General features: G+C 41.7%; 35 protein-coding genes. 17 read left to right on the forward strand and 18 right to left on the reverse strand.

Translation table 11 applies throughout. The features are described 5' to 3' along the window. Positions 1 to 3 precede the first annotated feature (3 nt). Complete coding sequence (locus ACU6U9_RS13670; protein ID WP_446735580.1) at positions 4 to 444, reverse strand: N-acetyltransferase family protein; 441 nt, start codon at positions 442 to 444, stop codon at positions 4 to 6. Between the two features lie 30 nt (positions 445 to 474). Continuing rightward, positions 475 to 801 carry a hypothetical protein gene (locus tag ACU6U9_RS13675; RefSeq protein ID WP_446735581.1) on the reverse strand — a complete coding sequence of 109 codons (327 nt, stop codon included), beginning with the start codon at positions 799 to 801 and terminating at the stop codon, positions 475 to 477. A gap of 164 nt (positions 802 to 965) precedes the next feature. Between ACU6U9_RS13675 and moaB the strand changes: the two genes are divergently transcribed. The 9 genes from moaB to ACU6U9_RS13720 all read left to right on the forward strand — a co-directional run bounded on the left by moaB (position 966) and on the right by ACU6U9_RS13720 (position 6339). Further along, positions 966 to 1511 (forward strand): molybdenum cofactor biosynthesis protein B, encoded by a 546-nt coding sequence (gene moaB / locus ACU6U9_RS13680; protein WP_446735582.1) that lies wholly within the window; start codon positions 966 to 968, stop codon positions 1509 to 1511. 1 nt (position 1512) lies between these two features. Further along, positions 1513 to 2004 (forward strand): cyclic pyranopterin monophosphate synthase MoaC, encoded by a 492-nt coding sequence (moaC, locus tag ACU6U9_RS13685; protein WP_446735583.1) that lies wholly within the window; start codon positions 1513 to 1515, stop codon positions 2002 to 2004. Beyond that, on the forward strand, positions 2001 to 2249 hold the full coding sequence (gene moaD / locus ACU6U9_RS13690; RefSeq protein WP_446735584.1) for a molybdopterin converting factor subunit 1: 249 nt from the start codon (positions 2001 to 2003) through the stop codon (positions 2247 to 2249). The genes moaC and moaD overlap by 4 nt, the downstream gene beginning before the upstream one ends. A 14-nt stretch (positions 2250 to 2263) precedes the next feature. Beyond that, positions 2264 to 2725 (forward strand): molybdopterin synthase catalytic subunit MoaE, encoded by a 462-nt coding sequence (moaE, locus tag ACU6U9_RS13695; protein ID WP_446735877.1) that lies wholly within the window; start codon positions 2264 to 2266, stop codon positions 2723 to 2725. Then, positions 2715 to 3476: a molybdate ABC transporter substrate-binding protein gene (gene modA, locus ACU6U9_RS13700; protein ID WP_446735585.1), complete on the forward strand. Its 762-nt coding sequence runs from the start codon at positions 2715 to 2717 to the stop codon at positions 3474 to 3476. The genes moaE and modA overlap by 11 nt, the downstream gene beginning before the upstream one ends. Positions 3477 to 3484: 8 nt before the next feature. Next, complete coding sequence (gene modB / locus ACU6U9_RS13705; protein WP_446735586.1) at positions 3485 to 4150, forward strand: molybdate ABC transporter permease subunit; 666 nt, start codon at positions 3485 to 3487, stop codon at positions 4148 to 4150. Next, the gene (locus ACU6U9_RS13710; RefSeq protein ID WP_446735587.1) at positions 4147 to 5274 is read left to right on the forward strand and encodes a molybdenum ABC transporter ATP-binding protein; all 1128 of its coding nucleotides are present in this window, start codon (positions 4147 to 4149) and stop codon (positions 5272 to 5274) included. The genes modB and ACU6U9_RS13710 overlap by 4 nt, the downstream gene beginning before the upstream one ends. A 29-nt stretch (positions 5275 to 5303) precedes the next feature. After that, positions 5304 to 5576 (forward strand): Rho-binding antiterminator, encoded by a 273-nt coding sequence (locus ACU6U9_RS13715; RefSeq protein WP_446735588.1) that lies wholly within the window; start codon positions 5304 to 5306, stop codon positions 5574 to 5576. Between the two features lie 136 nt (positions 5577 to 5712). Next, positions 5713 to 6339, forward strand: a complete 627-nt coding sequence (locus ACU6U9_RS13720; RefSeq protein WP_446735589.1) for an outer membrane beta-barrel protein — start codon at positions 5713 to 5715, stop codon at positions 6337 to 6339. 6 nt (positions 6340 to 6345) lie between these two features. Here the strand turns inward: ACU6U9_RS13720 and ACU6U9_RS13725 are convergent, their stop codons facing one another. Genes ACU6U9_RS13725 through ACU6U9_RS13740 form a run of 4 tightly spaced genes read right to left on the reverse strand, consistent with a single transcriptional unit; the run spans position 6346 to position 10109 of the window. Further along, entirely contained in the window at positions 6346 to 7194 is an 849-nt protein-coding gene (locus ACU6U9_RS13725) for a helix-turn-helix transcriptional regulator (protein ID WP_446735590.1), read from the reverse strand. A 51-nt stretch (positions 7195 to 7245) separates the two neighbouring features. Next, positions 7246 to 8964 (reverse strand): DNA recombination protein RmuC, encoded by a 1719-nt coding sequence (gene rmuC, locus ACU6U9_RS13730; protein WP_446735591.1) that lies wholly within the window; start codon positions 8962 to 8964, stop codon positions 7246 to 7248. A 54-nt stretch (positions 8965 to 9018) separates the two neighbouring features. Then, positions 9019 to 9162 (reverse strand): hypothetical protein, encoded by a 144-nt coding sequence (locus tag ACU6U9_RS13735; RefSeq protein WP_446735592.1) that lies wholly within the window; start codon positions 9160 to 9162, stop codon positions 9019 to 9021. Positions 9163 to 9188: 26 nt separating this feature from the next. Further along, complete coding sequence (locus ACU6U9_RS13740; protein ID WP_446735593.1) at positions 9189 to 10109, reverse strand: PQQ-dependent sugar dehydrogenase; 921 nt, start codon at positions 10107 to 10109, stop codon at positions 9189 to 9191. Between the two features lie 140 nt (positions 10110 to 10249). Here ACU6U9_RS13740 and ACU6U9_RS13745 point away from each other — a divergent pair, with 140 nt between their 5' ends. Continuing rightward, complete coding sequence (locus ACU6U9_RS13745) at positions 10250 to 10762, forward strand: MOSC domain-containing protein (protein WP_446735594.1); 513 nt, start codon at positions 10250 to 10252, stop codon at positions 10760 to 10762. A gap of 59 nt (positions 10763 to 10821) precedes the next feature. Beyond that, positions 10822 to 11022, forward strand: a complete 201-nt coding sequence (locus ACU6U9_RS13750) for a CPXCG motif-containing cysteine-rich protein (protein ID WP_446735595.1) — start codon at positions 10822 to 10824, stop codon at positions 11020 to 11022. 185 nt (positions 11023 to 11207) lie between these two features. On the opposite strand, the gene ACU6U9_RS13755 is transcribed toward ACU6U9_RS13750, so the two are convergent. After that, positions 11208 to 11570 carry a winged helix-turn-helix transcriptional regulator gene (locus ACU6U9_RS13755; protein ID WP_446735596.1) on the reverse strand — a complete coding sequence of 121 codons (363 nt, stop codon included), beginning with the start codon at positions 11568 to 11570 and terminating at the stop codon, positions 11208 to 11210. 94 nt (positions 11571 to 11664) lie between these two features. Here ACU6U9_RS13755 and ACU6U9_RS13760 point away from each other — a divergent pair, with 94 nt between their 5' ends. Next, the gene (locus ACU6U9_RS13760; RefSeq protein ID WP_446735597.1) at positions 11665 to 12429 is read left to right on the forward strand and encodes an HD domain-containing protein; all 765 of its coding nucleotides are present in this window, start codon (positions 11665 to 11667) and stop codon (positions 12427 to 12429) included. Positions 12430 to 12611: 182 nt separating this feature from the next. Here ACU6U9_RS13760 and ACU6U9_RS13765 read toward each other — a convergent pair whose 3' ends face one another. From ACU6U9_RS13765 to ACU6U9_RS13805, 9 genes are all read right to left on the reverse strand, one after another. Continuing rightward, positions 12612 to 12800 (reverse strand): hypothetical protein, encoded by a 189-nt coding sequence (locus ACU6U9_RS13765; RefSeq protein WP_446735598.1) that lies wholly within the window; start codon positions 12798 to 12800, stop codon positions 12612 to 12614. 104 nt (positions 12801 to 12904) lie between these two features. Next, positions 12905 to 13162: a TIGR03643 family protein gene (locus ACU6U9_RS13770; protein ID WP_446735878.1), complete on the reverse strand. Its 258-nt coding sequence runs from the start codon at positions 13160 to 13162 to the stop codon at positions 12905 to 12907. A gap of 87 nt (positions 13163 to 13249) precedes the next feature. Continuing rightward, positions 13250 to 13759: a hypothetical protein gene (locus ACU6U9_RS13775; protein ID WP_446735599.1), complete on the reverse strand. Its 510-nt coding sequence runs from the start codon at positions 13757 to 13759 to the stop codon at positions 13250 to 13252. A 116-nt stretch (positions 13760 to 13875) separates the two neighbouring features. Beyond that, positions 13876 to 14787 (reverse strand): histone deacetylase family protein, encoded by a 912-nt coding sequence (locus ACU6U9_RS13780; RefSeq protein WP_446735600.1) that lies wholly within the window; start codon positions 14785 to 14787, stop codon positions 13876 to 13878. A 5-nt stretch (positions 14788 to 14792) separates the two neighbouring features. Next, positions 14793 to 15542: a substrate-binding periplasmic protein gene (locus tag ACU6U9_RS13785; RefSeq protein ID WP_446735601.1), complete on the reverse strand. Its 750-nt coding sequence runs from the start codon at positions 15540 to 15542 to the stop codon at positions 14793 to 14795. An 88-nt stretch (positions 15543 to 15630) separates the two neighbouring features. After that, positions 15631 to 17547 (reverse strand): TIGR03545 family protein, encoded by a 1917-nt coding sequence (locus ACU6U9_RS13790; RefSeq protein ID WP_446735602.1) that lies wholly within the window; start codon positions 17545 to 17547, stop codon positions 15631 to 15633. 1 nt (position 17548) lies between these two features. Further along, positions 17549 to 18136, reverse strand: coding sequence for a TIGR03546 family protein (locus ACU6U9_RS13795; RefSeq protein WP_446735603.1), 588 nt, complete (start codon positions 18134 to 18136; stop codon positions 17549 to 17551). A gap of 25 nt (positions 18137 to 18161) precedes the next feature. Continuing rightward, positions 18162 to 19064, reverse strand: a complete 903-nt coding sequence (locus ACU6U9_RS13800) for an alpha/beta hydrolase (protein WP_446735604.1) — start codon at positions 19062 to 19064, stop codon at positions 18162 to 18164. A gap of 63 nt (positions 19065 to 19127) precedes the next feature. Beyond that, a complete protein-coding gene (locus ACU6U9_RS13805; protein WP_446735605.1) occupies positions 19128 to 19709 on the reverse strand; it encodes a DUF6942 family protein in 582 nt (193 codons plus the stop codon). A 124-nt stretch (positions 19710 to 19833) separates the two neighbouring features. On the opposite strand from ACU6U9_RS13805, the gene ACU6U9_RS13810 reads away from it, so the two are divergent. The 3 genes from ACU6U9_RS13810 (at position 19834) to ACU6U9_RS13820 (ending at position 22428) form a co-directional block, all read left to right on the forward strand. Beyond that, positions 19834 to 20490 carry a 2OG-Fe(II) oxygenase gene (locus tag ACU6U9_RS13810; protein ID WP_446735606.1) on the forward strand — a complete coding sequence of 219 codons (657 nt, stop codon included), beginning with the start codon at positions 19834 to 19836 and terminating at the stop codon, positions 20488 to 20490. A 63-nt stretch (positions 20491 to 20553) separates the two neighbouring features. Then, on the forward strand, positions 20554 to 21039 hold the full coding sequence (locus ACU6U9_RS13815; protein WP_446735607.1) for a transcription elongation factor GreAB: 486 nt from the start codon (positions 20554 to 20556) through the stop codon (positions 21037 to 21039). Between the two features lie 162 nt (positions 21040 to 21201). After that, positions 21202 to 22428, forward strand: coding sequence for a saccharopine dehydrogenase family protein (locus ACU6U9_RS13820; protein ID WP_446735608.1), 1227 nt, complete (start codon positions 21202 to 21204; stop codon positions 22426 to 22428). 70 nt (positions 22429 to 22498) lie between these two features. Here ACU6U9_RS13820 and ACU6U9_RS13825 read toward each other — a convergent pair whose 3' ends face one another. Then, on the reverse strand, positions 22499 to 23971 hold the full coding sequence (locus ACU6U9_RS13825) for a nucleoside hydrolase (RefSeq protein WP_446735609.1): 1473 nt from the start codon (positions 23969 to 23971) through the stop codon (positions 22499 to 22501). A 306-nt stretch (positions 23972 to 24277) separates the two neighbouring features. On the opposite strand from ACU6U9_RS13825, the gene ACU6U9_RS13830 reads away from it, so the two are divergent. Continuing rightward, a complete protein-coding gene (locus tag ACU6U9_RS13830; protein ID WP_446735610.1) occupies positions 24278 to 25213 on the forward strand; it encodes a DUF6268 family outer membrane beta-barrel protein in 936 nt (311 codons plus the stop codon). Positions 25214 to 25284: 71 nt separating this feature from the next. Next, positions 25285 to 25641 carry a hypothetical protein gene (locus tag ACU6U9_RS13835; RefSeq protein ID WP_446735611.1) on the forward strand — a complete coding sequence of 119 codons (357 nt, stop codon included), beginning with the start codon at positions 25285 to 25287 and terminating at the stop codon, positions 25639 to 25641. Here the strand turns inward: ACU6U9_RS13835 and ACU6U9_RS13840 are convergent. After that, a complete protein-coding gene (locus ACU6U9_RS13840; RefSeq protein WP_446735612.1) occupies positions 25630 to 26301 on the reverse strand; it encodes a hypothetical protein in 672 nt (223 codons plus the stop codon). The two genes, ACU6U9_RS13835 and ACU6U9_RS13840, sit on opposite strands and share 12 nt — an antisense overlap. Positions 26302 to 26304: the final 3 nt, after the last annotated feature.

Raw genomic sequence — 26304 nt, forward strand, 5'->3', positions numbered from 1 at the left:
CGATTACCGCCTGCGCAACATCGTATTAATCGTCACGTTAACGCCATTATAGTTCGCTTCACTCTCTTCTATATCTGAAAAGCCATAAGCGCGATACAGTGTTTTGGAAGGGATATTCGACTTAACAACTTGTAGAGTGGCATTGCCATCAATGCCTTGTAAAGCAAACGCCAGTAAAGCACGGCCAATGCCTAACCCTCTAAAATCAGGATGCACAAACAATGACTGTATAGTATTGCCATTGACTGCACTGTACCCCTTAATTAGTGCATCGTCGTATACAAAAATAGTCGAGTTTAGTAAATTAAATTGTCGTTTAGCATCTAAATCTAAAGGCAATAACTGATAATGGTTATCTTCAAATTTTAATTCATCAAGTTTTGATGCATTATATATGTCGGCTATGGCTGGGTAATCATTTGGATGGTAATTACGAATTGTCATGTTAAACAGTATCGTTCAATAATATGGATTTCAGTGATGGATCTGAGCTTTTCCAGCGATATTAAAAGACAATTCGTTAACAACTTCAACCGATAAAACTTCATTCAGTTTTGGATAACTTTGTTTTAAAAAAGTATGAAATCGAATAAACACCTCTGGCTCAACTAAGGACTCATCCATATAACGAATGGCGGCAAATTGAATCCCTTTTGATAGACGCTCGGACACCGCCTTTACGTCTATACTGGTATTATCAAAAGGCGATTGTAATACGACGTCTGGCTTAGTAAACATCAGTGTATTCATTCCCAGCGCAAGCGCTGATAACAATAGCGCCAGGTATTTTAGAATCGCCATAGATTAATCCATGGTTATTATTTTCGAGATAATGTGCACTATTTCTACATGGGATAATAGTGCCAAATAGGCCCAAATACCGCCTATAAACACAAGCACAGGCCTGTTGAGTAACCATTGCATAAGGTATGATGAAACTTAATCAAACATAAGCAATATTGATCATGGCAAAAACCTTTAGCTCCGAATTTATACCCTTGCAACTCGCGGTATTGACAGTCTCTGACAGCCGCACGGAAGCCACCGACTCCAGTGGGCAGTTATTAGTCGAACGCTTACAACAAGCTGGCCACCTGCTTGCTGATAAAGCCATTGTGATAGACGATATATACAAAATTCGCGCAACGCTTTCTCAGTGGATCGCCAGTGACAACATTCAAGGCGTGCTGATCACAGGTGGCACCGGATTTACTGGCCGCGACAGCACACCTGAAGCCGTCACCCCATTATTTGATAAAACCGTTGATGGCTTTGGTGAGTTATTTCGCCATTTAAGCCATAGTCAAATTGGCACCAGCACCATTCAAAGTCGTGCCATTGCCGGACTTGCTAACGCCACCATTATTTTTTGCATGCCCGGCTCTGGTAATGCTTGCGTCACCGCATGGGACAACATTATCGAAACCCAATTAAACAGTACGCACAAGCCTTGCAATTTTGTTTTACAACTTAAAAACACCCATGAAACCCACTGCGACAGTCGAGGCTAATATGACCTTCACCCATATCAATCAAAATGGCGAAGCGAACATGGTGGATGTGAGCGAAAAAACGGTCACTGCCCGTATTGCCCGCGCTGAAGCCTTTATCGAAATGATGCCAAGCACACTTGATATGATCGTAAAAGGCGAGCACCACAAGGGTGACGTATTTGCAGTCGCTCGCATTGCCGGTATTCAAGCCGCTAAGCAAACTAGTCAGCTTATTCCACTTTGTCATCCGCTCATGTTAAGCAAGGTTGAAGTCAGTTTTGAAGTACAAACAGAAAAAAACCGAGTACGCATTGAAACTCTTTGCAAACTCGCCGGACAAACTGGTGTCGAAATGGAAGCCCTCACTGGTGCATCGGTTGCTGCGCTGACATTATTTGATATGTGCAAGGCCGTTGATAAAGCAATGACCATAACCGGCGTGCGCGTTTTAGAAAAGCAAGGTGGTAAATCTGGACATTTTATTGCCACACCTCAAGGTAGCGATGCATGATTAACGTATTATTCTTTGCTCAACTGCGTGAGACACTTAACAGCCAAGGTGTCGAATTAAACATCGACACGCCTTGCACTGTGAGCGCCATAAAAAACGCGTTAGTGCAACACAACCCAAATTGGCAAACACATTTAAACCTTGCCACTGTTTTATGCGCGGTTAATCAAACCATGGTGGATAATCAGTCCATGATACAAGACGGCGATGAAGTGGCTTTTTTTCCACCGGTCACAGGCGGTTAAGCATGACTGCACTCATTAACATTAATGTGCAAACTCAAGATTTTGACGTCGCAAAAGAATATGCGGCCCTGCGCCAAAACAACACTCAAGACGGTGCAATTGTGTTTTTTAGCGGCCTAGTACGAGACATGAACCAAGGTCAGGATGTGAAAGGATTGTTTTTAGAACACTACCCTGCCATGACTGAAAAATCCCTTGCTGAAATTGTCGACCAAGCCTGCACTCGCTGGCCTTTATCACGTGTGCGATTAATACACAGGGTTGGCCAATTGCATATTAGCGATCAAATTGTATTCGTCGCGGTGAGCAGTCATCACCGTGAAGCTGCATTTGAAGCTTGCCACTTTATAATGGATTATCTTAAAAACCGCGCACCATTTTGGAAAAAAGAAACAACGCCACAAGGCGACACATGGGTGGCGGCACTGGATAAAGACACTTATGCATTACAAAAATGGGATGAACATGACCAGTAAGCGCCCAACACGTTTTTCAATTGCACTTGCTTTACTGCTGCTCTCTCCTTTTAGCAACAGTGATAACATCAATGTCGCCGTCGCCGCCAATTTCAAACAAACACTAGAAAAACTTAAACGTAGTTTTGAGAAAAATACGCAACATAAGATTAATATTATCAGCGCCAGCACCGGTCAGCTTGTTCAACAAATCTCACAGCACGCACCATTTGATATGTTATTAGCCGCCAATACCGCGCACCCACAGCGACTGTGGCAACAGATATACGAACAACGTAAATTGACGTTAGATGCTTTGGCTGTTTATGCGAAAGGTCGTCTTGTGTTTTATAGCAACTTAACATTGCCACCTTCACAAACATTAGATGATATCCTCAACGACAACCGTTACGCTCGTTTAAGCATTGCTAACCCAAAACTGGCCCCCTATGGTTTAGCTGCAAAACAAACCCTTATTTGTTTAAAACAGAAAACATGGCTAGACAAAATAATCATTGGCCAAAATGTCGCGCAAGCATTTCAATTCATTGATAGCCAAAGCGTCGATGGCGGTTTTGTTGCCCTTTCACAAGTGTTAAATAAAGATCAAACTCGCATTCGCTATATTGATACACAATGCCATGACGACATCAATCAAACAGCCTTGCGCTTAAACAATAAACCAGCAACCTTGGCTTTTATGACGTTTTTACAAAGTGATGCCGCGCGAATAATTATTAAAAAAAACGGCTATCACTTACCTAATAAATAGGAAGCCCCATGGAAGCGTTACTGCTCACCTTAAAACTGGCTTTTTTTAGCACAGCCATTTTAATCATTATTGCTACGCCCCTTGCTTGGTTTTTGGCTCACAGCCAATTTAAAGGCAAGTTTTTAATAGAAGCCCTTATTGCCCTACCATTAGTATTACCACCCACTGTATTAGGCTTTTATTTATTAATTGTGTTAGGCCCACAAGGCCCAGGCGGGCTCATTGCCCAATTATTTGGGGACCGTACCTTAGCGTTTAGTTTTACCGGTTTATTGATTGGCTCGGTTATTTATAGTTTACCGTTTGTGGTACAACCCTTACAAAATGGATTTAGTTTAGTTGGCAAAAAACCATTAGAAGTGGCCTACACATTGAATGCATCGTTTAAAGATGCATGGCGCACCATTATTTTTCCGCTAGCAAAACCCGCTTACATCAGCGCTGCAACTCTAGGCTTTGCCCACACATTAGGTGAGTTTGGGGTAGTCCTTATGATTGGTGGCAATATTCCAGGCGAAACGCAGGTTATTTCTATTAAGATTTTTGAACAAGTCGAAGCCCTGCAATACAACGATGCACATATTATGTCGGCTATTTTATTAGGTATTTCGTTTATCATGCTCACTGCAATTTATGCTACGCGTAAAAATGCAAATAAGGTCGGCATGTTATGAATCTAGATTTAGATATACATTTATGTAAAGGTGACTTTGCCTTAAAAGCAAACATCAGTATTGATTGGCAACAACCCAGTACTCATGTGATTTTTGGCAAAAGCGGCATAGGTAAAACTCATTTATTGCGCAGCATTTGCGGGTTAGAAAACCCTCAAGGCGTTATATCATGGCATAACGCACACCAAAATGAACTCTGGCTTGATAGTTACCAACAAAAGTCGATTCCTTGTCATAAGCGACATATTGCCATGGTGTTTCAAGATAACCAATTATTTATGCATTTGAATGTAGAACAAAACTTATGCTTTGCATTTGAACGTTCACACGCGAACGAACAAGATTGGCAACATTGTATTGATGCGCTAAAACTCAATGATTTACTCAGCCACACAGTACAGCAACTAAGTGGTGGCCAAGCACAACGTGTGGCCCTTGCCCGAGCCATATTAAGTAAACCTAAGTTACTAATTTTAGACGAACCCTTAGCCTCACTCGATTGGCAGAGTAAACAAGACGTCATGAGCTATATAAAGCGCTTAAATCATGAATGGCAGTTACCGGTTTTGTATGTCACCCATGATGTGAACGAAGTACTCACATTAGCTAATCACATCATCATGCTCGAAAAAGAAAACGGAAAAACCATTGTTAACCGCCCTCGATCATTGATTGATGTACTTCAAGATGAACAGCATCCTTTTTATGGTTTAGGTAAAAGCAGCATTTTAGTCACTGACTCTCAACACATTCATAGCGACGGCCTAATGCATTGCAAAATCGGCGAGCAAGTTATGCGTTTGCCCATAAATGCCATGAATAATACTGTCAATCACATTAAAGGCCACACCAAAACAGAAAATCCATTGCGCCTATGCATTGCCGCCAGCGATATCAGCCTGACGTTAAGCGCGGCACAAGACAGCAGCATTGTGAATATTCTACACGGTAAAGTGTCACGTATTGAGCAAACACAAAACGGGCAGTACCTTATTCAATTAAAAATGGATGAACAATATCTACTAAGTGAAATATCAGCGTATTCATTTGAACGCTTAAACATAACAATGTGGCAAACGCTTTATGCGCAAATAAAAGGCGTTGCCTTACAGCAAAGTGAATAATACAGTGCCTTAATAACTGGGAAGATCACATGAAAAACATCATCTCTTGTGCTCAATATGATTATTTTGAAATCGCTTGTATGCATCATTATGAAATACTGCTGACCTTAAAAAACGGTCGCAAGCTTCAAGGCATAGCCCATAATGTAAAGGTCATCAAAAAGGGGGGAACAAGAAAAGAGATTTTAGAATTAATCTTGGCGAATAAAGAGATTATTGCGGTTGAGCTGGTAACCATTCATAAAATTCGGGCTATAAAAGAGAACTCCCATTTTGGAGTAATCATTCTAAAAATTGATTGAACATATTTACCATATATCTCATCAGGTTACTCCGATATAATTCACGCCAAAATATTTAAAACCATTAAATTCGATTAAAAAACGAATTTTCTCTTTGGACAATAAATTGAATTAATTATTACTACCAACCATTTCGTTGGCGCTATCATTTCCTTCCCTAGCAGAGGAATCACCATTATCTATATCCGTTGGTATGAAAAACCTTCAAATAGATATGCATGGTTATGAGGCTAATAATCGAGAGTTAATAGTAGTCGAAACAGCACTAGATGCCATTTATGTAAATGCCTCATATTACCAAACATCATCCATTTCTTACTCTATTGAATATGCGTCATTTAGTAGCAGCGAGACGGTAATAAACAATTCAGGAAGCATAATTTTTGACGTCACTGCTGAAGGTGATTTCATATCAGAAGAGAGCAGCTCTGAATTTGAAGTACAAGTAAATCCCACCAATTATTTAAGCATATACTCACAGTATACATTCAGAATTAAAGATACCGTTCGGCCATACTTATTAGCGGGGCTTTCTCATATATCTGCTGACATCAAACATAGTTATGTCGAAACAAAAAATGATATAACAGTAGCAAATGAGAAGTTTTCAATATCAGAATCATCAAAAGGATTAATGTATGGAGCTGGCTTAGATATTAAAGTTTACAATAAAATTTCTTTTATATTTGATTATCGAGTACATCAAGATATCGCTGACCAAGCAACAAATGAAATAAATGCAGCGTTTAAATATAGATTCTAAAATCATTTAATTTGGCAAATACCCTTTCAACGCCTGATCACATTCAGGCGTTAAAATAATCTGCTGTGCTTGTGGGTTATTATGATACTGGCTCAAGCCCATGCGCTGCACCCAATACATCAGTAATGCTTGACGCACCGGTTGAGTTTTACGATAACCATTACTGGTAAGCTGCATGTCATAATCTAATGCAATAATACGGCCGCGGTTTTCATCAAGTCTTGGGTCCGGCATAAACGCCACATTTAATACGTTATTCCATACTTCATCTTGAATATCAAAATGATCTGCGCCATCTAATAATTCAGCGGGCGTATCCGGTTGAAAGCGACTCAATACAAAGTCGCGATAATCTTGATTTTTCTCACAGAAGCCGCGCACGTGCCAGCGCATGCCATCAAATACAAGATGGTGCGGTTGAATGGTTCGTACCGTAAAGTCTGGGTTGGAAACAGACGCGTAAGCTATTTCTAACCTCAACTGCTCACGTATGGCTTGTAAAACAGGGCGCACCAATGCGGGCTGTAAATTACGATTAGGTAATTCTAAATTAGATACGGTTTCGGTGCTGGCCATAAACTGCATGTAATCTTGCAGTGTGCCATTGGTAAATTGCGCTAGCATGTTAGGCGTTGGCTGATAGCTTTCGCTGGCACCGTGATATTGAATATTATCTGGGTAGAGGTTTTTGTACTTTTGAATGACATGCTTGGCCAGCTTTTCACCTAGCTCAAATTGCTGCGCTAGGTGCTTAGGCTGTATGCGCCCCTCCCAAATTAACAGTAACTCTAAAAACGCAAATCGTTTTTGATCAATAACAGAATTACTTTCTTTTTCGGTTAGGTGGCTGACCATAGAATATCCCTTTATTGTTTTTGGTAGTCTAAACTAAATACTGCTTACCGATTATTCATCATGCAATTCAAATTCGGCTTGCGGTATATCAGCATCGCTTAGTTTAGGCTTTGTTTCTTTAGCGTTTACTTTGAGTACGTTGGCATTTTTCGATTCGTCATATTCAGGCGCTTGTTCTTCAAATTCCAATTCGGCAGTATCGACTATACTTTTGGGTAGCTCTTTTTTAGTACGTACCCCTAAGTCTTTAAACTTTTGTGCTTGTAAAATAAGGTTGCCACGGCCTTCTTTTAATTGGCCCCAAGCTTTATCATAAGTGCCTTGCACCGTATGCAATTGTGCGCCTACTTTTTCCATACTTTCGACAAACACCACTAACTTGTCATGCACTTTTGAGGCTACATCGGCTAAGTCTTTAGCGCTTTTGTTTTGGCGCTCAATGCTCCACAAACTTGATACTGTGCGTAAACTGGCTAACAGGGTCGTGGGCGTCACAACGACAATGCGCTGTTCAAATGCATCATTAAAGAGTTTGTCATCATGCTCAAACGCCACCATGAACGCAGGCTCAATTGGCATAAACATAAATACAAAATCTGGGCTGTTGATACCAGGCAGCTTGGCATAGGATTTATCTGCCAAGGTTTTAATGTGTATACGAACAGCGTCTACATGTTGTTTTAAAAAACGAATACGGTCTGCATCATTTTCGGCGTTGATGTAATCTGTATAAGCATTTAGCGATACTTTAGCGTCCACCACGATATGTTTGTTTTCTGGCAGATTGATGATCACATCTGGGCGGTAGCGTGTGCCCTCATCATTGTTAATGCTTTTTTCACGGGTAAACTCTTCCCCTTGGCGCAACCCCGATTTTTCTAATACGGTTTCAAGCACCAGCTCGCCCCAATTACCTTGGGTTTTCTTTTCACCACGTAAAGCACGGGCTAACGAGGCGGCTTCTTCTGTAATTTGTTTATTTAGATTATGCAATTCGCCAATCTGAGCTTTGAGCGCGGCACGATCTTTACTTTCTTCGACATAGACATCATCGACTTTTTTACGTAAGCCTTCTAATTGATCTTTAAATGGGCTTAATAGGCTGCTTAAACCTTCTTGTGACGTTTGTTTAAATTGTTTGTTTTTTTCTTCGAATATTTTATTGGATAAATTTTCAAACTCTTGGCTTAACTGGGCTTTATTGGTTTGTAGTAGTTCTAATTTTTCTTCAAGGTTTTGTTGATCTTTTTGTCGTTCAACTTGCTCTTGATTAAGCTGGGTTTTCAAGTCGCTAATTTGATTGTGCAGTTGTTCGATTAACGCTTCTTTTTGTGAAAGCTTTTGCACATCAAGTTCGCGCTGTTCTAGCGTCGCTTGTTGATGCTTTAGTTGGCCTTGGGCTTGGCTGATTTGAGTACGATACTGTTCAAGTTGTGCTTGCAACTGTTGGGCGTTTTGCAGGCTCTGTTGTAACTGCTGCTTGCTATAGTCAGACTGATTTTCGCTAAGGGCCTGTTGAGTTTGGGCTTGTTGTAACTCGCTACGATACTGCTCTTGGCTTTGAGTAAGCACATGGTTGGATGCCTCTAATGCCTGCTGTTGCACTATAAAAGCTTGGCGCTGCTGACTAAACTGGCGATGCATGATGAACACACCACCTGAAAAGGTGGCAATGATGGCGGCGATCCCGACATAAATGGCAATATCTAACGGCATGACGATGGCTCTAAAGGTGCAAATGAATAGCGTAAGCTTAACAAATGCGACCACGGGACACTACTTAAGACATAAGCAACTGATGCGTCACTAACATCACATAAAGCACTAACGCGCCCTGAGCTGCCAGATTAGGTCTTTAGAGTCATCACTGATCAGCAAGCTGCCATCATTGGCAAGGGCAATATCCACCGGCCGCCCCAGTTTTTTACCCTCTACCAGCCAGTTCACCAGTACTTCATGCTTACTCACCTTATCCTCATCAAACCAATAGGCACTTAGGCGATAGCCACTGGCGTGGTGCGATTCCAGCTACCGTGCTCTGCGACAAGCAACGCTCCCTTTAAGGCCGTTACATTGCCTGTGTAAAACATCATGCCCAGTGGCGCACTATGAGCTTGAATCTCAACCATGGGCGGCTGATCAGTAAAATCATGGGGTTGGGCCTTTATTATGTCGGCATCGGTTTCGCTGATATGTGCGTGTTTAAACGGAAAGCCAAAATGCTGTCCTGCTTGGCTAATGCGGTTAATCTCACATGCAGGCATGTCGTCGCCCATCCAATCACGTCCATTATCAGTAAACCAAAGTGGCCCAACCTTGCTTCCTTGCGTACGTTTTTCTGCAGGTTGCCAGTCAAATCCGACGCTATTGCGCACGCCTTGGGCCAAAATGTCGTATTTAAGCTCGCCACTGTTTAAAGCATTAATATCGAGCGAGAGTATCGTACCGAACGGCGCATCACCTGATTGCGGGTACACCAAACACACATTACATGGCGCGCCCACGGGCACCACAAGATTGCCTGAATTTGGATCAAAGGCAATGAACTTCCAGCCATGATGACTCGCACTTGGCAGTTCATCATTTAATAATTGTAATGTAATCAGCCCTTTTGCAATAGCAGACTGCGCCTGCTGTAAACGATAAATGCGATTGACCGCGGCCACGTATAAATCACCTTTTTTATTCAACGCCAAACCCGATGGCATATTCAAGCCGCTGGCGATTTGCTGCACCTTGCCGCTTGGCAAGACAGCGTGTACCTTGCCTTCTGTCCTAGAACCCACAAATACGGTACCGTTTTCACTTAATGCCATTTGCCGCGCGTTGGGCACTTTAGCAAAGACAGACAGGGTAAACCCTTCTGCCACCTCAGGTACGGCCAATATATAATGTGATAAAAAAAGCCCAACCAAAAAACAGCCTATTTTAAAACATGGTGCACCGCGCATCTAATTACTGAGTTTAAACGTACAAGTGAGGACGGCTAAACTCAAGTCTTTCGCACTTATGCATTACCATTTTTAAAAATATCCATTATTCAGAAGTAAATAACATGAATAGCCAAAACGCCTTATTTTCACGCTACATTAAAAGCCTACCACCCGGCGAACTAACATGGATAGGCGTACGCCCAGCGCGACGTGAACCCATGCAAAGCCTAATGCATACCACTGCGGTTGAAGAATTAGGATTACAAGGTGACCACCGCATGGGCAAAACCCCAGGCTCCGGCCGCCAAGTGACGTTGATCAGTGAAGAATTCATCGGTCAAATCAGTCATTTTTTAGGTGGTAAAACCGTACAACCTGAGCAACTACGGCGTAACCTTGTCATCAAAAATATTAACCTGAATGCCCTGCGCTACCAAAACTTTCAAATTGGTGACGCGATATTTCAAGCCGGAGCACTGTGCCACCCGTGTACTCGTATGGAGCAAAATTTAGGCAAAGGCGCCATTGCAGCCATGATGGGTTATGGTGGCCTATGCTGTAAAGTCATTCGTGGTGGCGAAATTAGAGTCGGCGACAGTATTGAGTTAATCACACCGCAGCAAGCATTATTTTAATGTTTGCTGATGAATATTTAGCTCTACTTATATAAACACGTCAAAGGTTAATACAAAACATGAGCGCACTGCCTGAGTACATTATTTATTGCCCCTATTGCAATGAAACAAACGAGATTTTAATTGAATTCATCGAAGACGGTGAGACACAAGATTATATTGAAGACTGCCAAGTGTGCTGCAAGCCCATTCGCTTAATAGTTGAAACGGATGGACGTGGTGAGACAGTGGTGTTGGCTAAGAGTGAAGATGAGGTTTAAAGAAAACATTTCACTCTCAAGACACATTTAATTTTCACTTATGTTTTATATACTGCAATGCACAGCTTTAGCTTAAACGAATGTCAATAATATCATTTTGACTCTTTGCTATTAATTTTTCTATTAAAAACTCTATTTTTTAATATAGGTATCATCAAAAAAATATTGCCGCCAATATCGGAATCTTACGCAATATCAGCCGGTGCTAATTGATAGAATGAATCCGGAAGTGTGCGGCACCCTGGAATATATTCATCCGCCCATCGAGACATGCTCTGTATTACAGGTAGCAGATCTTTGCCAGATTGTTTTAAACGGTACTCATAGCGTACCGGTTTTTCTTGATAAGCTGTTTTTTCGATTAAGCCATTCGTCATCATATCTTTTAAACGGCTGGACAAAATATTGGTGGTAATGCCTTCATCTGACGTTAAAAAATCACCATAACGTACTTTCCCAAGATACATATCTCTAAGCAATATCAATGTCCATTTATCGCCTATTAGGTCCAGACAGTTCGTCAGTGGGCAAATTGATCGATTGTGCATTATTATTCCTTCACTTAGTCACTTGCATTTTGCAAGTATGAGCTATAAGGTAGTAACTTGCAAAATGCAAGTTACTACCTTATAAGGAACAAACATGATTAGCGATTACCACTGGAGTGAAGCGACGAATGGCATTCTGCTAGGTAAAGATAAGTGGCATTTTTACAGTTTATTAATTAAAGGACAGTGCCATGAGTCAATGCAGCGTCTGCTCAAAGCTTGTGGTGGTTACCGTAAGGCGATTTCAAGAATTAACCTTTCGGATATCCCTGAGCCCGATAGTAAAATAGCGCAAGAGGCGAAGCTACTCTCCACCCAAAGCTGTGCGCCAGAACTGTATCAACACTGTCTGCGGACTTATTATTTTGGCGCAATGTTCGCCCAGTTTGAAAATAAAAAACCCGATTTAGAAATGTTGTATGTGGCCTCGTTAATGCACGATATGGGATTAACCTCTCACTATCAGCAACAGATTAAACAGCATAGTTTTGCCGTATTAGGTGCTCGGGCAGCGTATCGATTAGCAGAACAACATCAATATCAGGCGTCGTGGCGTATTGCGCTTTATGAGGCTATCTCAAAACACCTTAACCCGTATTTATCGTCGCAAAAAAACAGTATTGAATCTCTATGTCTGCAAAAAGGCGCAAAATTGGATGTGATTGGTGCTTATCATTTTTTACTGCCTAAAGAGCAAGTAAGGCAACTTCATAACCACCTGCCCCGTGACGGGTTCCAATCTCATATTTTAGAGACTATCACAGATATTCCTCACCACCCGTGCTCTCACGCTGGCGTACTATCTGCTTGTGGATTTGCCGGATTAGCGCAAAAAAACCCATTAGATAAAGCGCCATAACGGCGCTGAACGAGTCAGTTTTATTTAGGTGCCGTCGCGTTTTATACCATATTAATCTTGTTGTTTTTAAAGCAATAAACGCTATGCAGTGCTCAACTAATCAAGCCCGCCTGCCCTTTAAGATTATATAATAGTTTCTGCAGTATCTTTGTCATCATCATGCAGCTTAGAAAATAGTTCACCTAAACCACAGCCGAAAAATAATCATGGTTAGCCCGTTCTGCGTCTGTATTCACCAGCTCTAATTTAGCGGCTTCAACATGCTTATCGATCACAGATTCTACTTCTTTCAGCATCTCCCCCTGAGATCGCTCCAAGGTTTCAGTCATGCTGGTGAGCTGTGCCTCTGTAAATTTTTGCTCTTGGTTCATATCCTAATTGCCCTCATGACCCATTTCATTTACCAGAGTTGACTCAATCTATAAGTTTTAAATACCGTGATAGTCAGACACTTGTATAGCAACTAAATGCCGGCTTATTTATGTTTATATTGCGTTGCACAATAGCCACGACTCACGGCAGGATCTCGTAGTTTTAAATGCTTGGTAGATCGGCCGCTTACTCGTCTGCGCCATAGCCTAAAGCTGTTAGGCTTTATATTTTCACGCATTAAGGTAATGACATTAGGCTCGGACAAACCAAACTGTAATTCGATGGCTTCAAAAGGGGTTCTGTCTTCCCATGCCATTTCGATTACACGAGATACTTCGTCTTCGTTAAGGGTTTGGGTCATCACTCAGGCCTGCTTCTATTTTCATCCCCCTATTACGAATCAATAGATAAATTGGATTGCCGCTATATAACGGAATCTGAACATACATCAGTTATTAACAGGCTCAACAATTAAGACAATATTCATAGACACTTTTGAACCAGCTGTATTGCTATAACCAAACTCCATCTCTTTTAATAAGCGCTCTAGTTGGCTTTTACTGGCGGGATCACTAATACCTTTAATTTTAATATTGGATATTGATCCATTTTTGTTCAGATCAAATATAAACTGCGTCTTCAATTTATGATTATTTATTGATTCTTTTTTTATTGAGTAATTTAACTTTGAATAGAACGCATGTGACTGATGATTCCAGCAAGGATAAAAACTAGATGCCTTTCTTGGCTTTTTATTTGTGCAAGTACTTAAACGACCATTACTTGAACCCACATCAAAATTAGCTGATATCGTTGTATGCTGTTTAACCGCTATTTTTGTAAACTCACCTGTGTTTGAAAGAATGCTATCCATATCGTCTATCGCCATGGACTTTAGTTCACCAAAACAGAGCATTGGGTTTAATATCAATAAAAAAAATACGTGACGGGGCTTCATTTTACGTTCCATATAAAATTGAGCCGACATATTACCAGTTTAAATTTTTACTACCAAATAACCTAAGTTCTTGACTCATACTTTTTTAAACAACTCAGAAAATAGACTGATTAAACTTAAAAATATTGATGATATAAATGCGCAGCGACTTCAATCACCACGCCATGACGCTGGGCCAACCGTGCATGGTCTTTATCATAGCCGCCACCAATGACGGTAGTAACAGGTATGTGCCTAGACAAACAAGTTCGCAATACCAGTTCGTCCCGTGCGGCGACGCCATCCCATGTAATATCTAAGTGGCCTAACTCATCATGCTCCCAGATATCGACCCCAGCATCATAAATGACTAAGTCCGGCTGTTGTTCATCAAGTAAACGGTTAAGTGTGCGCTGCACTACATCTAAGTACTCTTCATCTTGTAGATGTTTATTTAACCCGACATCAAGATCACTTGCGTGCTTGCGAAACGGGAAGTTTTTTTCACAATGAATTGAGCATGTAAACACATTTTTTTGACTCGCCAATATAGCCGCGGTGCCATCTCCTTGGTGCACATCACAATCGAATATTAAGATGCGTTTTGCTTCACCTGTTTTAATGAGTCTATTAGCGGTATAGGCTAGATCATTGACCATACAAAAACCAGAACCAAAATCATAATGCGCATGATGGGTACCGCCCGCTAAGTGACATGACATACCATGTTCAATTGCAAGCTGTGCGGCTAACAATGTGCCATTAGGCGCAGTAAAGGTACGTTCTATTAGCCCTTCACTCCAAGGTAAGCCGATGCGTCGCCACTCTCTTGCATCCATTGTATTTGTACTCAGTTGCGTTAAATACTCCCCGCAATGGGCAATGGATAGGTCCTCAATAGTGGCTTTTTCGGGTTGGTATAAATTCCCTGAGGTTATTAACCCTTTCGCTTGAATATATTCATATAAACCCACAAATTTACGCATCACAAAGCGATGATCATGAGGAAAATGACAGGAATAATTAGGGTGGTAAACCAGTGGTAGCATAATAATTATTTTAAAGATTCACGCATAAACGACTTCATTTTCAGCCGATTCAAACCGTCATTAAATATTTTTAAAAATTGACGGCCTTGATCATTTTTCTTGAAACATAAATAAAGATTCTTTTTATCTAGTAACTTTGGATTAAACTCTATTTTATCTTTAAATTGCTTTAACTCTGCATCATGCGTTAACCAATAATTTAATACGCGTTCATCAATAACAATAAGAGGGATTCGTTTGCCGCCTAATTTTTTTATGTTGGCAACATCACTGATCGATACATCACCATTAATATTGCCACTGGCGATACGGGCATCCAGTTCGGCTGTGTTAATGTAGTCACGCACAACACCCACTTTTGCAAGCGTTGCAATATCATCGAGGTTTTTCCATTTAACTGGGGCCGTTTTTAATTGGGCAAAGCCCAACGGGCTAAAACCAATGGGTTCTGAAAAAAAACATTTTTGCGTTAATGAATCGTCAAAATATTCAGGTAAGTAGCCCATATATTTACTGGTTTCATTTAGGCCTAACTTAACCGCACGCGCCCAAGGAAAAAAATCCACTTTTAGGGTGTACCCCATTGTGGCAAATATTTCAGTGGCTCGCTTAATCGTTTGCCCTTGATGCGCAAGATCAGCACCACTGTAAGGTGGCCATTCTAAACTGGTGAGGTGGATGGTTTTATCTTGTGCATAACTAAAAATAGGCGCTAGTAAACTCATCGCGAATAAGATGCGCAAATAGATGGGCATAACATCTCCATGTCTCAATGGGTTTAAATCAACAGTATAGACTCATTAAAAAAGGCCATCATCCATGGCCTTTTAGTGCGTTCAAGTATTAGAACAGGCTTTTTAATTTCTCTTTTGCTTTTCTTTCAAGTTCTTTCTTTTTACGGTCTGCATCAGCTTTTGCTCTGGCTTTTTCGGCATCCGCTTTAGCTTTTGCTCTGGCTTTCTCTGCATCGACCTTTGCCTTTTGTTCTGCTTTTAGCTGATCTTGATAACTAGACAATTCTTGTTTACCTAGTTTTTCAATCGCTTTGCCTTTGCTAGATAAGCTGCCTTCGGTCAAATTTAGCTGCTTAAGCTGGTCTTGATAGTCACCGGCGTAACTCATAAGCTTATCATTCAACTTGGCTTTTAACTTCGCTTCTAGCTCTTTTTGTTTTTGCGCAATACGTTGATCAAATGCCGCACTTAACTGTTTATCAAGGTCACTATTAATACTCATCTTAGGATCCGTTAAATCCCCTTTTGCCTTACCGTTTACGGTAAAAGTATTAATCGTTTTAAGCGCTAACACCATTTCTTTGGCAAGCACTGTGCGGTCTTTACTGCTGAATTTTGCTTGATTAAAACGCGCTTGACCATTCACATCCATTTGGCCATTACTTACATAACCTTTTGCACTAATGTCGGTTAGGCTAGAGTCCATTTTTAAGCCGGCTAAGCCCAGTTTCACTTTACTGAGCTGCCAATCATTCACCTCTAAGGTAAAGCTGTCTTTACCAGGGGAGGCTCTATGATCCAATACTCCATTAATAGTCAGTGATTGAATTTTGTTTAAGTTAACACCTTGGCCTTTCACGAGTGTTGGGCGATTAATGACATCTTGTTGATGGGTGATATCCAATACGTTAACCGCAACTTGGCCTAACGATTCAGCTTGATCACCCATTTTTGGCAGGCTCATGGTAAAACTCATGCTCTTCACCCAGAAGTCTGGTTGTGGACGATCCGTTTTAAACGGCACAAATCGCCCTTCTAAACGTTTGGCTTTTAATTCTTCTTTTGCGGCGTTGGTTTCGTCATCTACCAATAATGGGCGAACTTTCTCGTAATACTCCAGTGTGGTTTGTGCATAACCGCCAGCATCCTCACCAAATAAAAGCGCGGTTAAATTACTGGCACCGGCACCATCTAATGTGTATTTGCTTTTAATATTATTTAAGTCTTGTTTAGGTGCTGACTTTAACGCATCAAATTTTTGTTTTAAGTCAGACTTGCCTTCTTTAACCGCACTTTTTGCGTCAGCAATGGCTTGTTTATCTTTTTTGAATTGTGCTTTTAATGCGTCTAATTCTTTTTTGCGCTGCTTAAAGTCATCAATATTTTTAAACTTACCTTTTAATATTGCATTAAGTCGAGTTTCGTATTGCTTAATGGAGTTATCGGTTGGTAAATTTGCAAGTGCCTGCTCTATGGCTTTTTTATGGTCTTCATAGGCGGTTTCAAATGCGTCTCCAGTTTGCTCTGTTAATAATGATTCACGCTCTAGTATCTCATCGGCACTTGGTAACGTTTTACTTTCAGGCTCTGACTTTGCTTTCGTTGATGTTTCTGACTGATTATCGGCGTCTTCTTTAGCTGATGTTTCAACAGCGGCTTGTTTAATAGCCCCAGAAACACGACGCGGTGTGCCTGTAGCAACGCCTTCTAAGCTTAATTCAGGGATAATGGCTTGGCCCAGTAATAATGGGAACGGCTCAATATTGGCAACCGCTCGCTCAAAACTAAAGATGTTTTCCATAGGTTTGTCTTTATCGGTTAACTGCACACCTGTCACGGTGATGGTCATAGGGTTAAAACCAAACGAGACATTCGCCACATCCACTTTTGCACCAAGTGCATCACTGCCAAAACTTTCTATGGCTAATTTTGTTAACGGTCCTGCTGCAAATAACCAAAAGCACGCAATTAAGGCGGTAACGACAACAAACCCAATGAGGCCTGACCAACGAATCCATTTTGTCATGTTAGGCTCCTAATCTTTCATATGCTTGGTAGAACTTACTGGCTTTCAAAAATTTAACTATTTTCAACTTTTCAAACCAAGCCATTAATTTGGTGCGATACAATTTTATAAGGACGGTAAAGGCGACCCAAACAGGAATAAACAGTAAACACGATAACGCCACACTGCCAATCAATAAGGTGTGGTTAAATTTAAAGGCACGCCATACATCGCTTTGATATAAGTCTGTCCATAACGCTTGCAATGATGGGTGAGCTAATAAATATTCCCCAAGTGAAATCGAAACCGGATCAAGCAAAAAGGCTAACAGTGCAAATACCGCAGATGCTAAAAAGAAGCCGCCCAAGTTCACGCGAATCACACACACCAATAGAAAGATAAATAAGTTGTGCAAACTAAAAAACGGGGTTAACCCCACAAATAGTGCAAATGCAAACCCTAGCGCTATTTGCCCGGGTGAGGCATCGCTATTTAGGATTTTTAATAGTTTGGCAAGCATGGCGAGCATGAATGAGTCCTTTTGTATGCTGTTGAGCTTAGCGGTAAGTTTAACGGGTATTAGTGCAGGAATAAACGTTACAACGGCCACTTAGTTCTATTCACTGCTGTTAACGCTAGCTTAAATGGCGAATATATTCCTGAATATCTTTAAATACAGGGTTCAGTTTACGCCCAAAGATAGACAGTCCGCCGACTAACTTGCGATGGTCAACGCCAGAGTAGGTAGTGTGCTTGTGGGGCACTTGTAAGTGGGTGAGCATTTTCGCGAATCGCTCAGAATGATAAGGCCCGACTGTTTCATCGGCTTGACCATGGATTAAGTACATGGGCGGCATATCTTTAGTGGCCAAATTAATGGGGTTAGCTTCATGGGCATTGTGCTCATGACCTAAGTCGACTCGCTGTTCCGACACATCATGTAACTCTACCCCGTCGAATTTGCCTACCACTAACGGGTCATCTAAGGGTAAGTCATAAGGGCCCGCTAAGCCGATACACGCTTTAATATTTACCTGAGCATTGGCTCTGGCAAGGTAACATGGGTCAGCCGTTAGCATAGCGGCGGTATGGGCACCGGCACTGTGACCAATTAAAATAATATTGAGCGTTTTATGCTCCGATACACCTTGCAATGTTAAATGCTTGGGTAAGCTGGCAATGGCTTTAGCGATATCATCAATAAATTGCGGAAACTGCACCTGTGGATATAACCGATAATTAGGTACCGCCGTTACATAACCGAGCTGACTAAACGCAAGACCAGCAAACTGATATTCGTTTTTATTGCCGGTATCCCACGAGCCTCCATGAACAAATACAATGATATCGTCACTTTTTTTATGTTTAGGCACATACATATCAAGGATATGACGTGTATCAGTATCATAGGGTAAGTCTTTGATCCGCTTGCAGTGAAAGCGAGACGCTAAATAATTCATGATCCAAAGGGGCTTAAAGATCGCGATGACAACCAATAAAAAGATACAAATCGTAACGGTACTTAAAATAATCAACATTAAGTCTCTTTTTTCTTAGATGAATAATCACACATGATAAATATGGCAATCACATTGATAAATTTATGTAATCTCAAGTAGCGATAACATAATACCAACTAGGGTCGTAATCTTTTGATTACTTAATTGTCGATAATCAAAATATGGGCACAAGATCACTTTTTGATCTCGATAACAGGCAAAATCTTCGTGCTCATGCTCGATTAAAAAAGGCGCTTGATATTCATACCCCAATTGTAGGGCATACCCTTTGCCCATAATGATGTGCAAACTGTGATCTTCTGTTGCTAAAGGCGGGCTAAACAATAATGTGGTGCCACTGTCAGCTTGCAGCAATTGATCATCACGATACTGCTGCCATGTTGCATGGTTTTTTAATGCATGCGTGAAATGTTGGGTCTCGCTTAGTTTGGTTGTACGTGCATCAAGCGTTTGCATAAACTCATACATTAACTTGGCATACACGTTAAACACTTTACGCCAATGATTACCTGTATGCTGGGCAATGGCGCCAATATCGCCAGTTTGCATAGGCATGCAGTCATCTAATTCATCATATGGTGGCATGGGTGGTCGATTCGCAATGTACACATTAATGCTGACCTGTTGCGGCGCATGGTGCGCATCTCCTAACCCAACTGACATAAATCACCTATTTCACACAAATCATAGTGATATATTTTTATCGTTAAGATTAAAATATATCACCATACTATAAACACTCTTGCCCCTAGAATACGCGGCTTTGTTATCAATGAGCAACGCCGTCATGTACGCCAAAGGTTTTAATTACAGTAGCCTTAGCGTCTACGAGAAAATCGAGAACGACATCGCCGCGCATGGCATTAGCGTGATTGAAGATGCGCTCCCTATGGCAACTATTGCTCCCTTGTTAACGCGCGTCGCCTCACTGCCAGAATATGAATTTAACGACGCTGGTACTGGCCGTAAGCAAGACCACCAAATAAACCCGTTTGTACGTCGCGACCAGATTCATTGGCTGGACTCTCAACACCCAAGCGAACGCCTTTGGTTTGACTGGATGAACGACCTTAAAACCCATTTAAACCGTTCATTAATGCTGGGGTTATTCAGTTATGAAAGTCATTTTGCGCAGTACCAGCCCGGTGCGTTTTACAAAAAACATATGGACGCTTTTAAAGGTCAAGCTAACCGTCGCTTAAGCACTGTGTTGTATCTGAACCCTAATTGGCAAGCACACTATGGTGGCGAACTAGTCGTGTACGACCCAAACAAAGGTGATCAAGAATACCTGAAAGTAAACCCCAATTTTGGCACGTTAGTGGTCTTTTTAAGTGAAGACTTCCCCCACGAAGTGCTGCCCGCAAGCCATTTACGCTATAGCATTGCAGGCTGGTATCGCATTAATAACAGCATTCTAAATCAAATCGACCCACCGCAATAAACGCCGTTTTATCAATGCTTGAGTTGCGCTACCATAGCGCCTCACACACGGTGATGGATATTCATGGACAAGTCGGCACTGGTTACACAAATCATCATTGAACTCACCCAAGCGCTTGAGCATGCGTTAGCCGCAGCCGATGAAGCCCACAAAGGGGCCACACACGAACAAAGCAAAGCCGAGACCCAATACGATACATTAGGTCTAGAACACGCGTATTTGGCTGAAGGCCAAGCGCGCCGTATTCAAGAACTCAAAGACGCCATCACTAAGCTGCACCATTTCAAACCCAAAGTATTCGATCAGGATGATGCCATTTATTTAGGCGCACTGGTTAAACTGGATGTTATCAACAACGATACGGACAAGCCTCAATTATGGGTGCTACTGGCACCCACGGCCGGTGGCATGAACATTCAATGGGAACAACGAAACGTACAAATTATCTCCCCTAACAGCCCCATGACCCAAGCCATCTTAAGTCGCTATCTTGACGATGAATTTCAACTCGCAAACGGCTTACGTTATCTAATTAGTGAATTGCATTAACCGCTATTTTATTAGCCCTGTTAATAGTTCCACTAACATCTTATTTATACGTTGAACAATGACGGTTTTTTGTTGCAGGGCGTGCTCTTTTGTTTAAAGCATGGTCTTGCTACAGTGAGGTAAAGATTTACCACTATTAACAATAAAAAGAATGAGGCAATCATGGCCATCCCCCAGTACGACATTATTTTATTTGGTGCCACCAGTTTTGTAGGTGACATTTTAACCGGCTATATGATGAGCCAATACGGCAACGACAGCGAACTCAAATGGGCGATAGCTGGACGCAGTGAAAAAAAATTAATAGAAACCAAACAAAAGCACGGCGCACAGGCTATTCCACATATCATCGCTGATGCAGCTGACGAACAACAACTGCTCGCCATGGTCAAGCAAACCCGTGTGGTTGTTTCAACCGTGGGCCCGTACGCTCTATTTGGCGAGCCTTTGGTCAAAGCCTGTGTTGAAAACGGTATTGACTACTGTGACTTAACCGGCGAAGTGCAATGGTATAAACGCATGGTCGATCAATACGAAACCACCGCAAAACAAACAGGTGCTCGCATCGTGCATTGCAGTGGTTTTGATTCGATCCCATCGGATTTAGGCGTGTATTTTCTACAACAACAGGCGCAAGCTAAATTTGGAAAAATGTGCCATGAGGTTAAGCAACGCGTTGCCCGCTTAAAAGGCGGTGCCAGTGGCGGTACGGTTGCCAGTATGGTCAACATTGCAAAAGAAGCCGCGAAAGATTCAGCGCTGCGCAAAGAATTACAAAACCCATACAGCATTTGCCCTAGTGGCCATGGTTTTAAGCGTCGCCAAGAAAACATCAGCGGCTCAAAGTTTGATGAAGACTTCGACCAATGGGTCGGCCCATTTGTAATGGCCGCAGTCAATACTCGTGTTGTGCATCGCAGTAATGCGTTATCAAACAACGCTTATGGTGATGACTTTACTTACAGCGAGGCAATGCTAATGGGTAAAGGCCGCAAAGGCAAAACAGGCTCACGCAATATGGGGTGGGGGTTAACTGTCTTTATGATTCTAGCGGCTATTAAGCCAACACGTTGGATTTTAGAACGCTTTGTATTGCCCAAGCCCGGTGAAGGCCCTACGCCAGAAGAACAATTAAAAGGCTGCTTTGATTATCGCTTTGTGGGTAAAACCGATGATGGCCAAATGATAAAAGTAAAAGTCACCGGTGACCGTGACCCAGGCTATGGCAGTACCGCAAAAATGTTAGGCCAAGCTGCAGTGTGTTTAGCAAGTATTAAAAAAGAAGAAAAAGCCGGAGGCTTTTGGACGCCAGCCACTATTTATAAAGACGATTTGATTACTCGCCTAATCGATAAAAGTGGATTAACGTTTGAGGTATTAGAAAACTAAGTACAAAAACTGAATTGACGCTTGTGTTTGTATTAACAAGAGTCAATTCAGCTTTCTGTTCGTTAAGCCATTACCCTTTACACGATGGGCCGGTTACCGCCGCATTTTTTGAATCAAGCAAACGTTTAATCATGACGTTTCGTGCTTGTGTTGTATTAATCTCTATTACCACATTCATTTTTTCGCCAACACCTGCTGCCGTTAGTGTGGTTTTACCCACGGTAGGATCAAAACTAATCGGGTCATATGGGTATTCACTTTGCTCTAACCCTGCATCAAGTTGGTCAACATCAACGTAAGATTGTTTGATACTCATCTCCAATGCATCGGGCTCTAATAAAACAAGTGCGGCCACAATATCCCATAAACGAATCACAGCATCTAATGCAAAATCGCCACTTGGACTGCCATCAAAACCAGGGAAGTCACCCCCTTCAAATTCACGAATAGAGGTAAACAATTTAGAGGTGTAACACGCTTCTGGTGTGCTGCCCTGTACGCCTAACTCAGCAATACTGGCTGACTCCACCTTAGCCAAATCAGTTGAGTTTGTCGGTACTAAATAGCTTTCGATATTTTTTTCAGCCAATAAATCAAATGAGATTTTTGCGCTCAAAGGGTCTAACAAAATATTGAATTCTTGATCGGTACTAAAGTCACTCGCAAACCCAAATGTTGGGTGAGAAAATATATTACCGCCTTTATTATGGCCGCGTTCATTCTCGACAGTGAATGGCTGCTCTCCTTCAAACCCGCCACCCATCATGATGACCTTATCAATATTGGCTAATTGTGCATCGCTGGCTTTTGCTAATACGCGAGCAAATGTGGTGAGTTTACCTGTGTTTAAAATGACCGCATTTTCTAGTGTGCTTAATTTTTCTAGAATAATGTCTTCTGCCTGTTCAAATTTAAATGACATCCCTTTATTACCCATAAAGTGATAATCACTTTGAGTCGCTCGTGGGATTAAGTGATCAGTACCATAAAGGGTCGAGCCATTATCACGCCAAGGTCCCGGAACGTATTGACCATAAAGGTTGATACCCATGACATTACGACGCTCTAAGTTCCAAGTATCACCGCTTTTAGAATTGGGTAATTGATAATCGATGACGCCATCCACAATCGGTGTTTCATCGGTGACAGCTGTGTTATTTGCTTTTATACCATTGGCACCATAGTGGATTTCTTCTGGTGAAAAATACGCCCCGCGAATCACTTGTGTGTCTCGATTACCTAACCATTCGAGAATGTTGTAAACCGTATTGGCACCATGTGCCACGGTATTAAATGAATCTTCAACCACAGCAAGCTCAACGGTGTAACGGGGGTCTTTTGCAACTAGCATTAAAGCGACAGCGTCATCAAAGTTGTTGAAGTCACCAATCCAAATAATGGGTTGTGCCGTGTTCGCTTTGTTTGCCATAAAGACGGTTTTGCCGTCAATATCGTTGTCGTCGCTATCACTCCCACAACCTGATAGCAATGCCACAGATACGGCGCTCATCAGAGCGAGTTTTACAAATTTTGAGTTAAACACAGATAGAAATCCTCTTATGGTTTTGCAAAGTTTAAGAGGGTTAGCAAGCACCGTGCCCAACTTTGACCAATTGGACAACTTTTATTTTAGGTATGAATAATCGTGTATCAGACTTAAAAACTCATACCCAATATGACGGGCTATAGCCATAATGTGATGCAATATGGGGCACTTTAAAGTTAACTGCACCGCATTAGCCATTCAGTCAGAAAATAACTGTTACAATGCGCAAAAATCACGTCCCATCAAATCGTGCGGTTGAACAAGTATGCAAAACAGGCCAAGAAACAAGGTGAATCATTTATAATGTCGACGTCCACCGAAATAAAATATTTCAGTAAATCCCCATTAAATAAAGCTGTACTCACACCCAGTTCAACTTTTTTGGTTTGTCTTGCTGTGGCTATTTTAATGCTCACTAGCATGACCACTTTTGCTGAAGACATCACATTGGTAACGCCCTCGCCTATTGCTATGGGTATGAAGCACTATGACATTGGCAAAGCGGGTATCTCTGGTAGTGAATATGAGTTGTCGATGCAACGCAGTAGCCTTCATTTGCCTATTGGCAAATATGACGTCCTTGGGCAGATATTTGTCCCACAGATGGCCATTGAACAAACAACATTTAAATTACCTAGCCCAAATTTCGATCAAAAAACCATGTACAGCATTAAGCTGCCGATGCTGTTTATCGAAAAGTATAACGATAACTGGACTCGAATTTTAAACATCACCCCCAGCTGGCACACCGACCTGAAGGCCAAAGATGAAGAGTCGTATTCATTAATGGGGCTAATCTTATGGCGCTATAAAGATGAGTCGCCCCATAGTTATACGGTAGGGGCCGGTATTAACCGCCTATTTGGCGAATATAAACCGGTGCCAATGGCCGCTTATAGCTATCAACCAAACCCACAAACACGCTACGACTTAGGCTTTCCGGTAACTAAGATTGAACATCGGGCGAATCAAAACTGGAGCGTATTTTCAGCCCTAGCCCCTTTGGGTGGTAACTGGCGATATGAGTCACAGGACAATCAAAGAGTTAACTTATCGTACACCAGCTGGATTGCGACGCTGGGCGTTCGCCGAAATCTAATTGATAAGTTTTGGCTCACCCTTGAAGCAGGCCGAACGTTTGAGCGTGAAATCGATTTAAATGACGACACATCAACAAGCCAAAAAAACGATATAGCGGATGCCAGCATCATTATGCTAAGCATCGGGCTACACCCTTAAACTGATGACGCCTTGTAAACAAACATGTAGCGCAGTATGTTAAACCCATTATTAAAGTTAAGAAGATGACCATGAGTGAAAATGTTATTAACCAGCGCATTGAAGACGCGCTAAAGGCCATTGTGCCGTTTGCTTTACAAGCCGATGAAATTTTAGACAGCCTATCGCAAGAAAACAAAGCAAAATTTAAGGCCATATTTCCTGAAGACAGTTTATTTACTGCAACAGGCAATCGTTTTTTACCTTACATGGAAGAAATCGATCTAGACTTTAAAGCATTGCCAGAACCGCAAGATGTGGCGTATGAAACATTACTGACGAGCCTTGTGAAAAAAATGGAAGCCATACAGCTGATTCTACAATCCTTTCATCAATTACGTGACTATGAAGATGATGAACAAAACCCGAACCGCCCGCTAAACAGTTGACGTCAATATGGGGTAATAAATATTACCCCAATCTTCACTTTCTGCATGCAGCATTATTTCAATCATGATCGGCACAAGGCTCGATAACAATTGTGCACCATCTTCGACTTGTTCGCGATTCACTTGGCTCGCATAGGTGGCACCACCATGAATCAATTGATTGCGTAAAACAAACAAGCGGTCCAACACAATACTCAACAGTTGCGGAACATTTTGTCGACTTAGGTGATTTAATGCCGACACACTGAGTTGATCAAACGGTTCTCGCCAACCGTCACTGTTTACATCATCACGTTTAGCCTGCCAAAAACCACTATATACATAGGGGTTTTTAATTAACGCCTTAACTGGCCCCGAATAAGTCTGCCAAAGACAGGCATAGATTTTTTTGTCGTGATCATGACTGACTAACTTTTCAACAAAACCTTGAAACGCAAAGCGTTCGGCCAGAGATTCACTCCCCCCTTGATCCACCGCATAACACGCATTAAAAGCAATCCATAAACTAATGAGTTGTAAATCCACATCGTCTTGTTGATGCGCTGCACAATTAAGCCAACTTAAGGCACGATGTAAGCGTGTGCTATGTGTGTCAGAGAACACATCACGTTTGGATTTAAGCTGTTGTTTGAGTTCGTTGTATTGCTGCTGCAGTGCCATGGT

This window comes from Pseudomonas sp. HK3 (genome assembly GCF_052920985.1).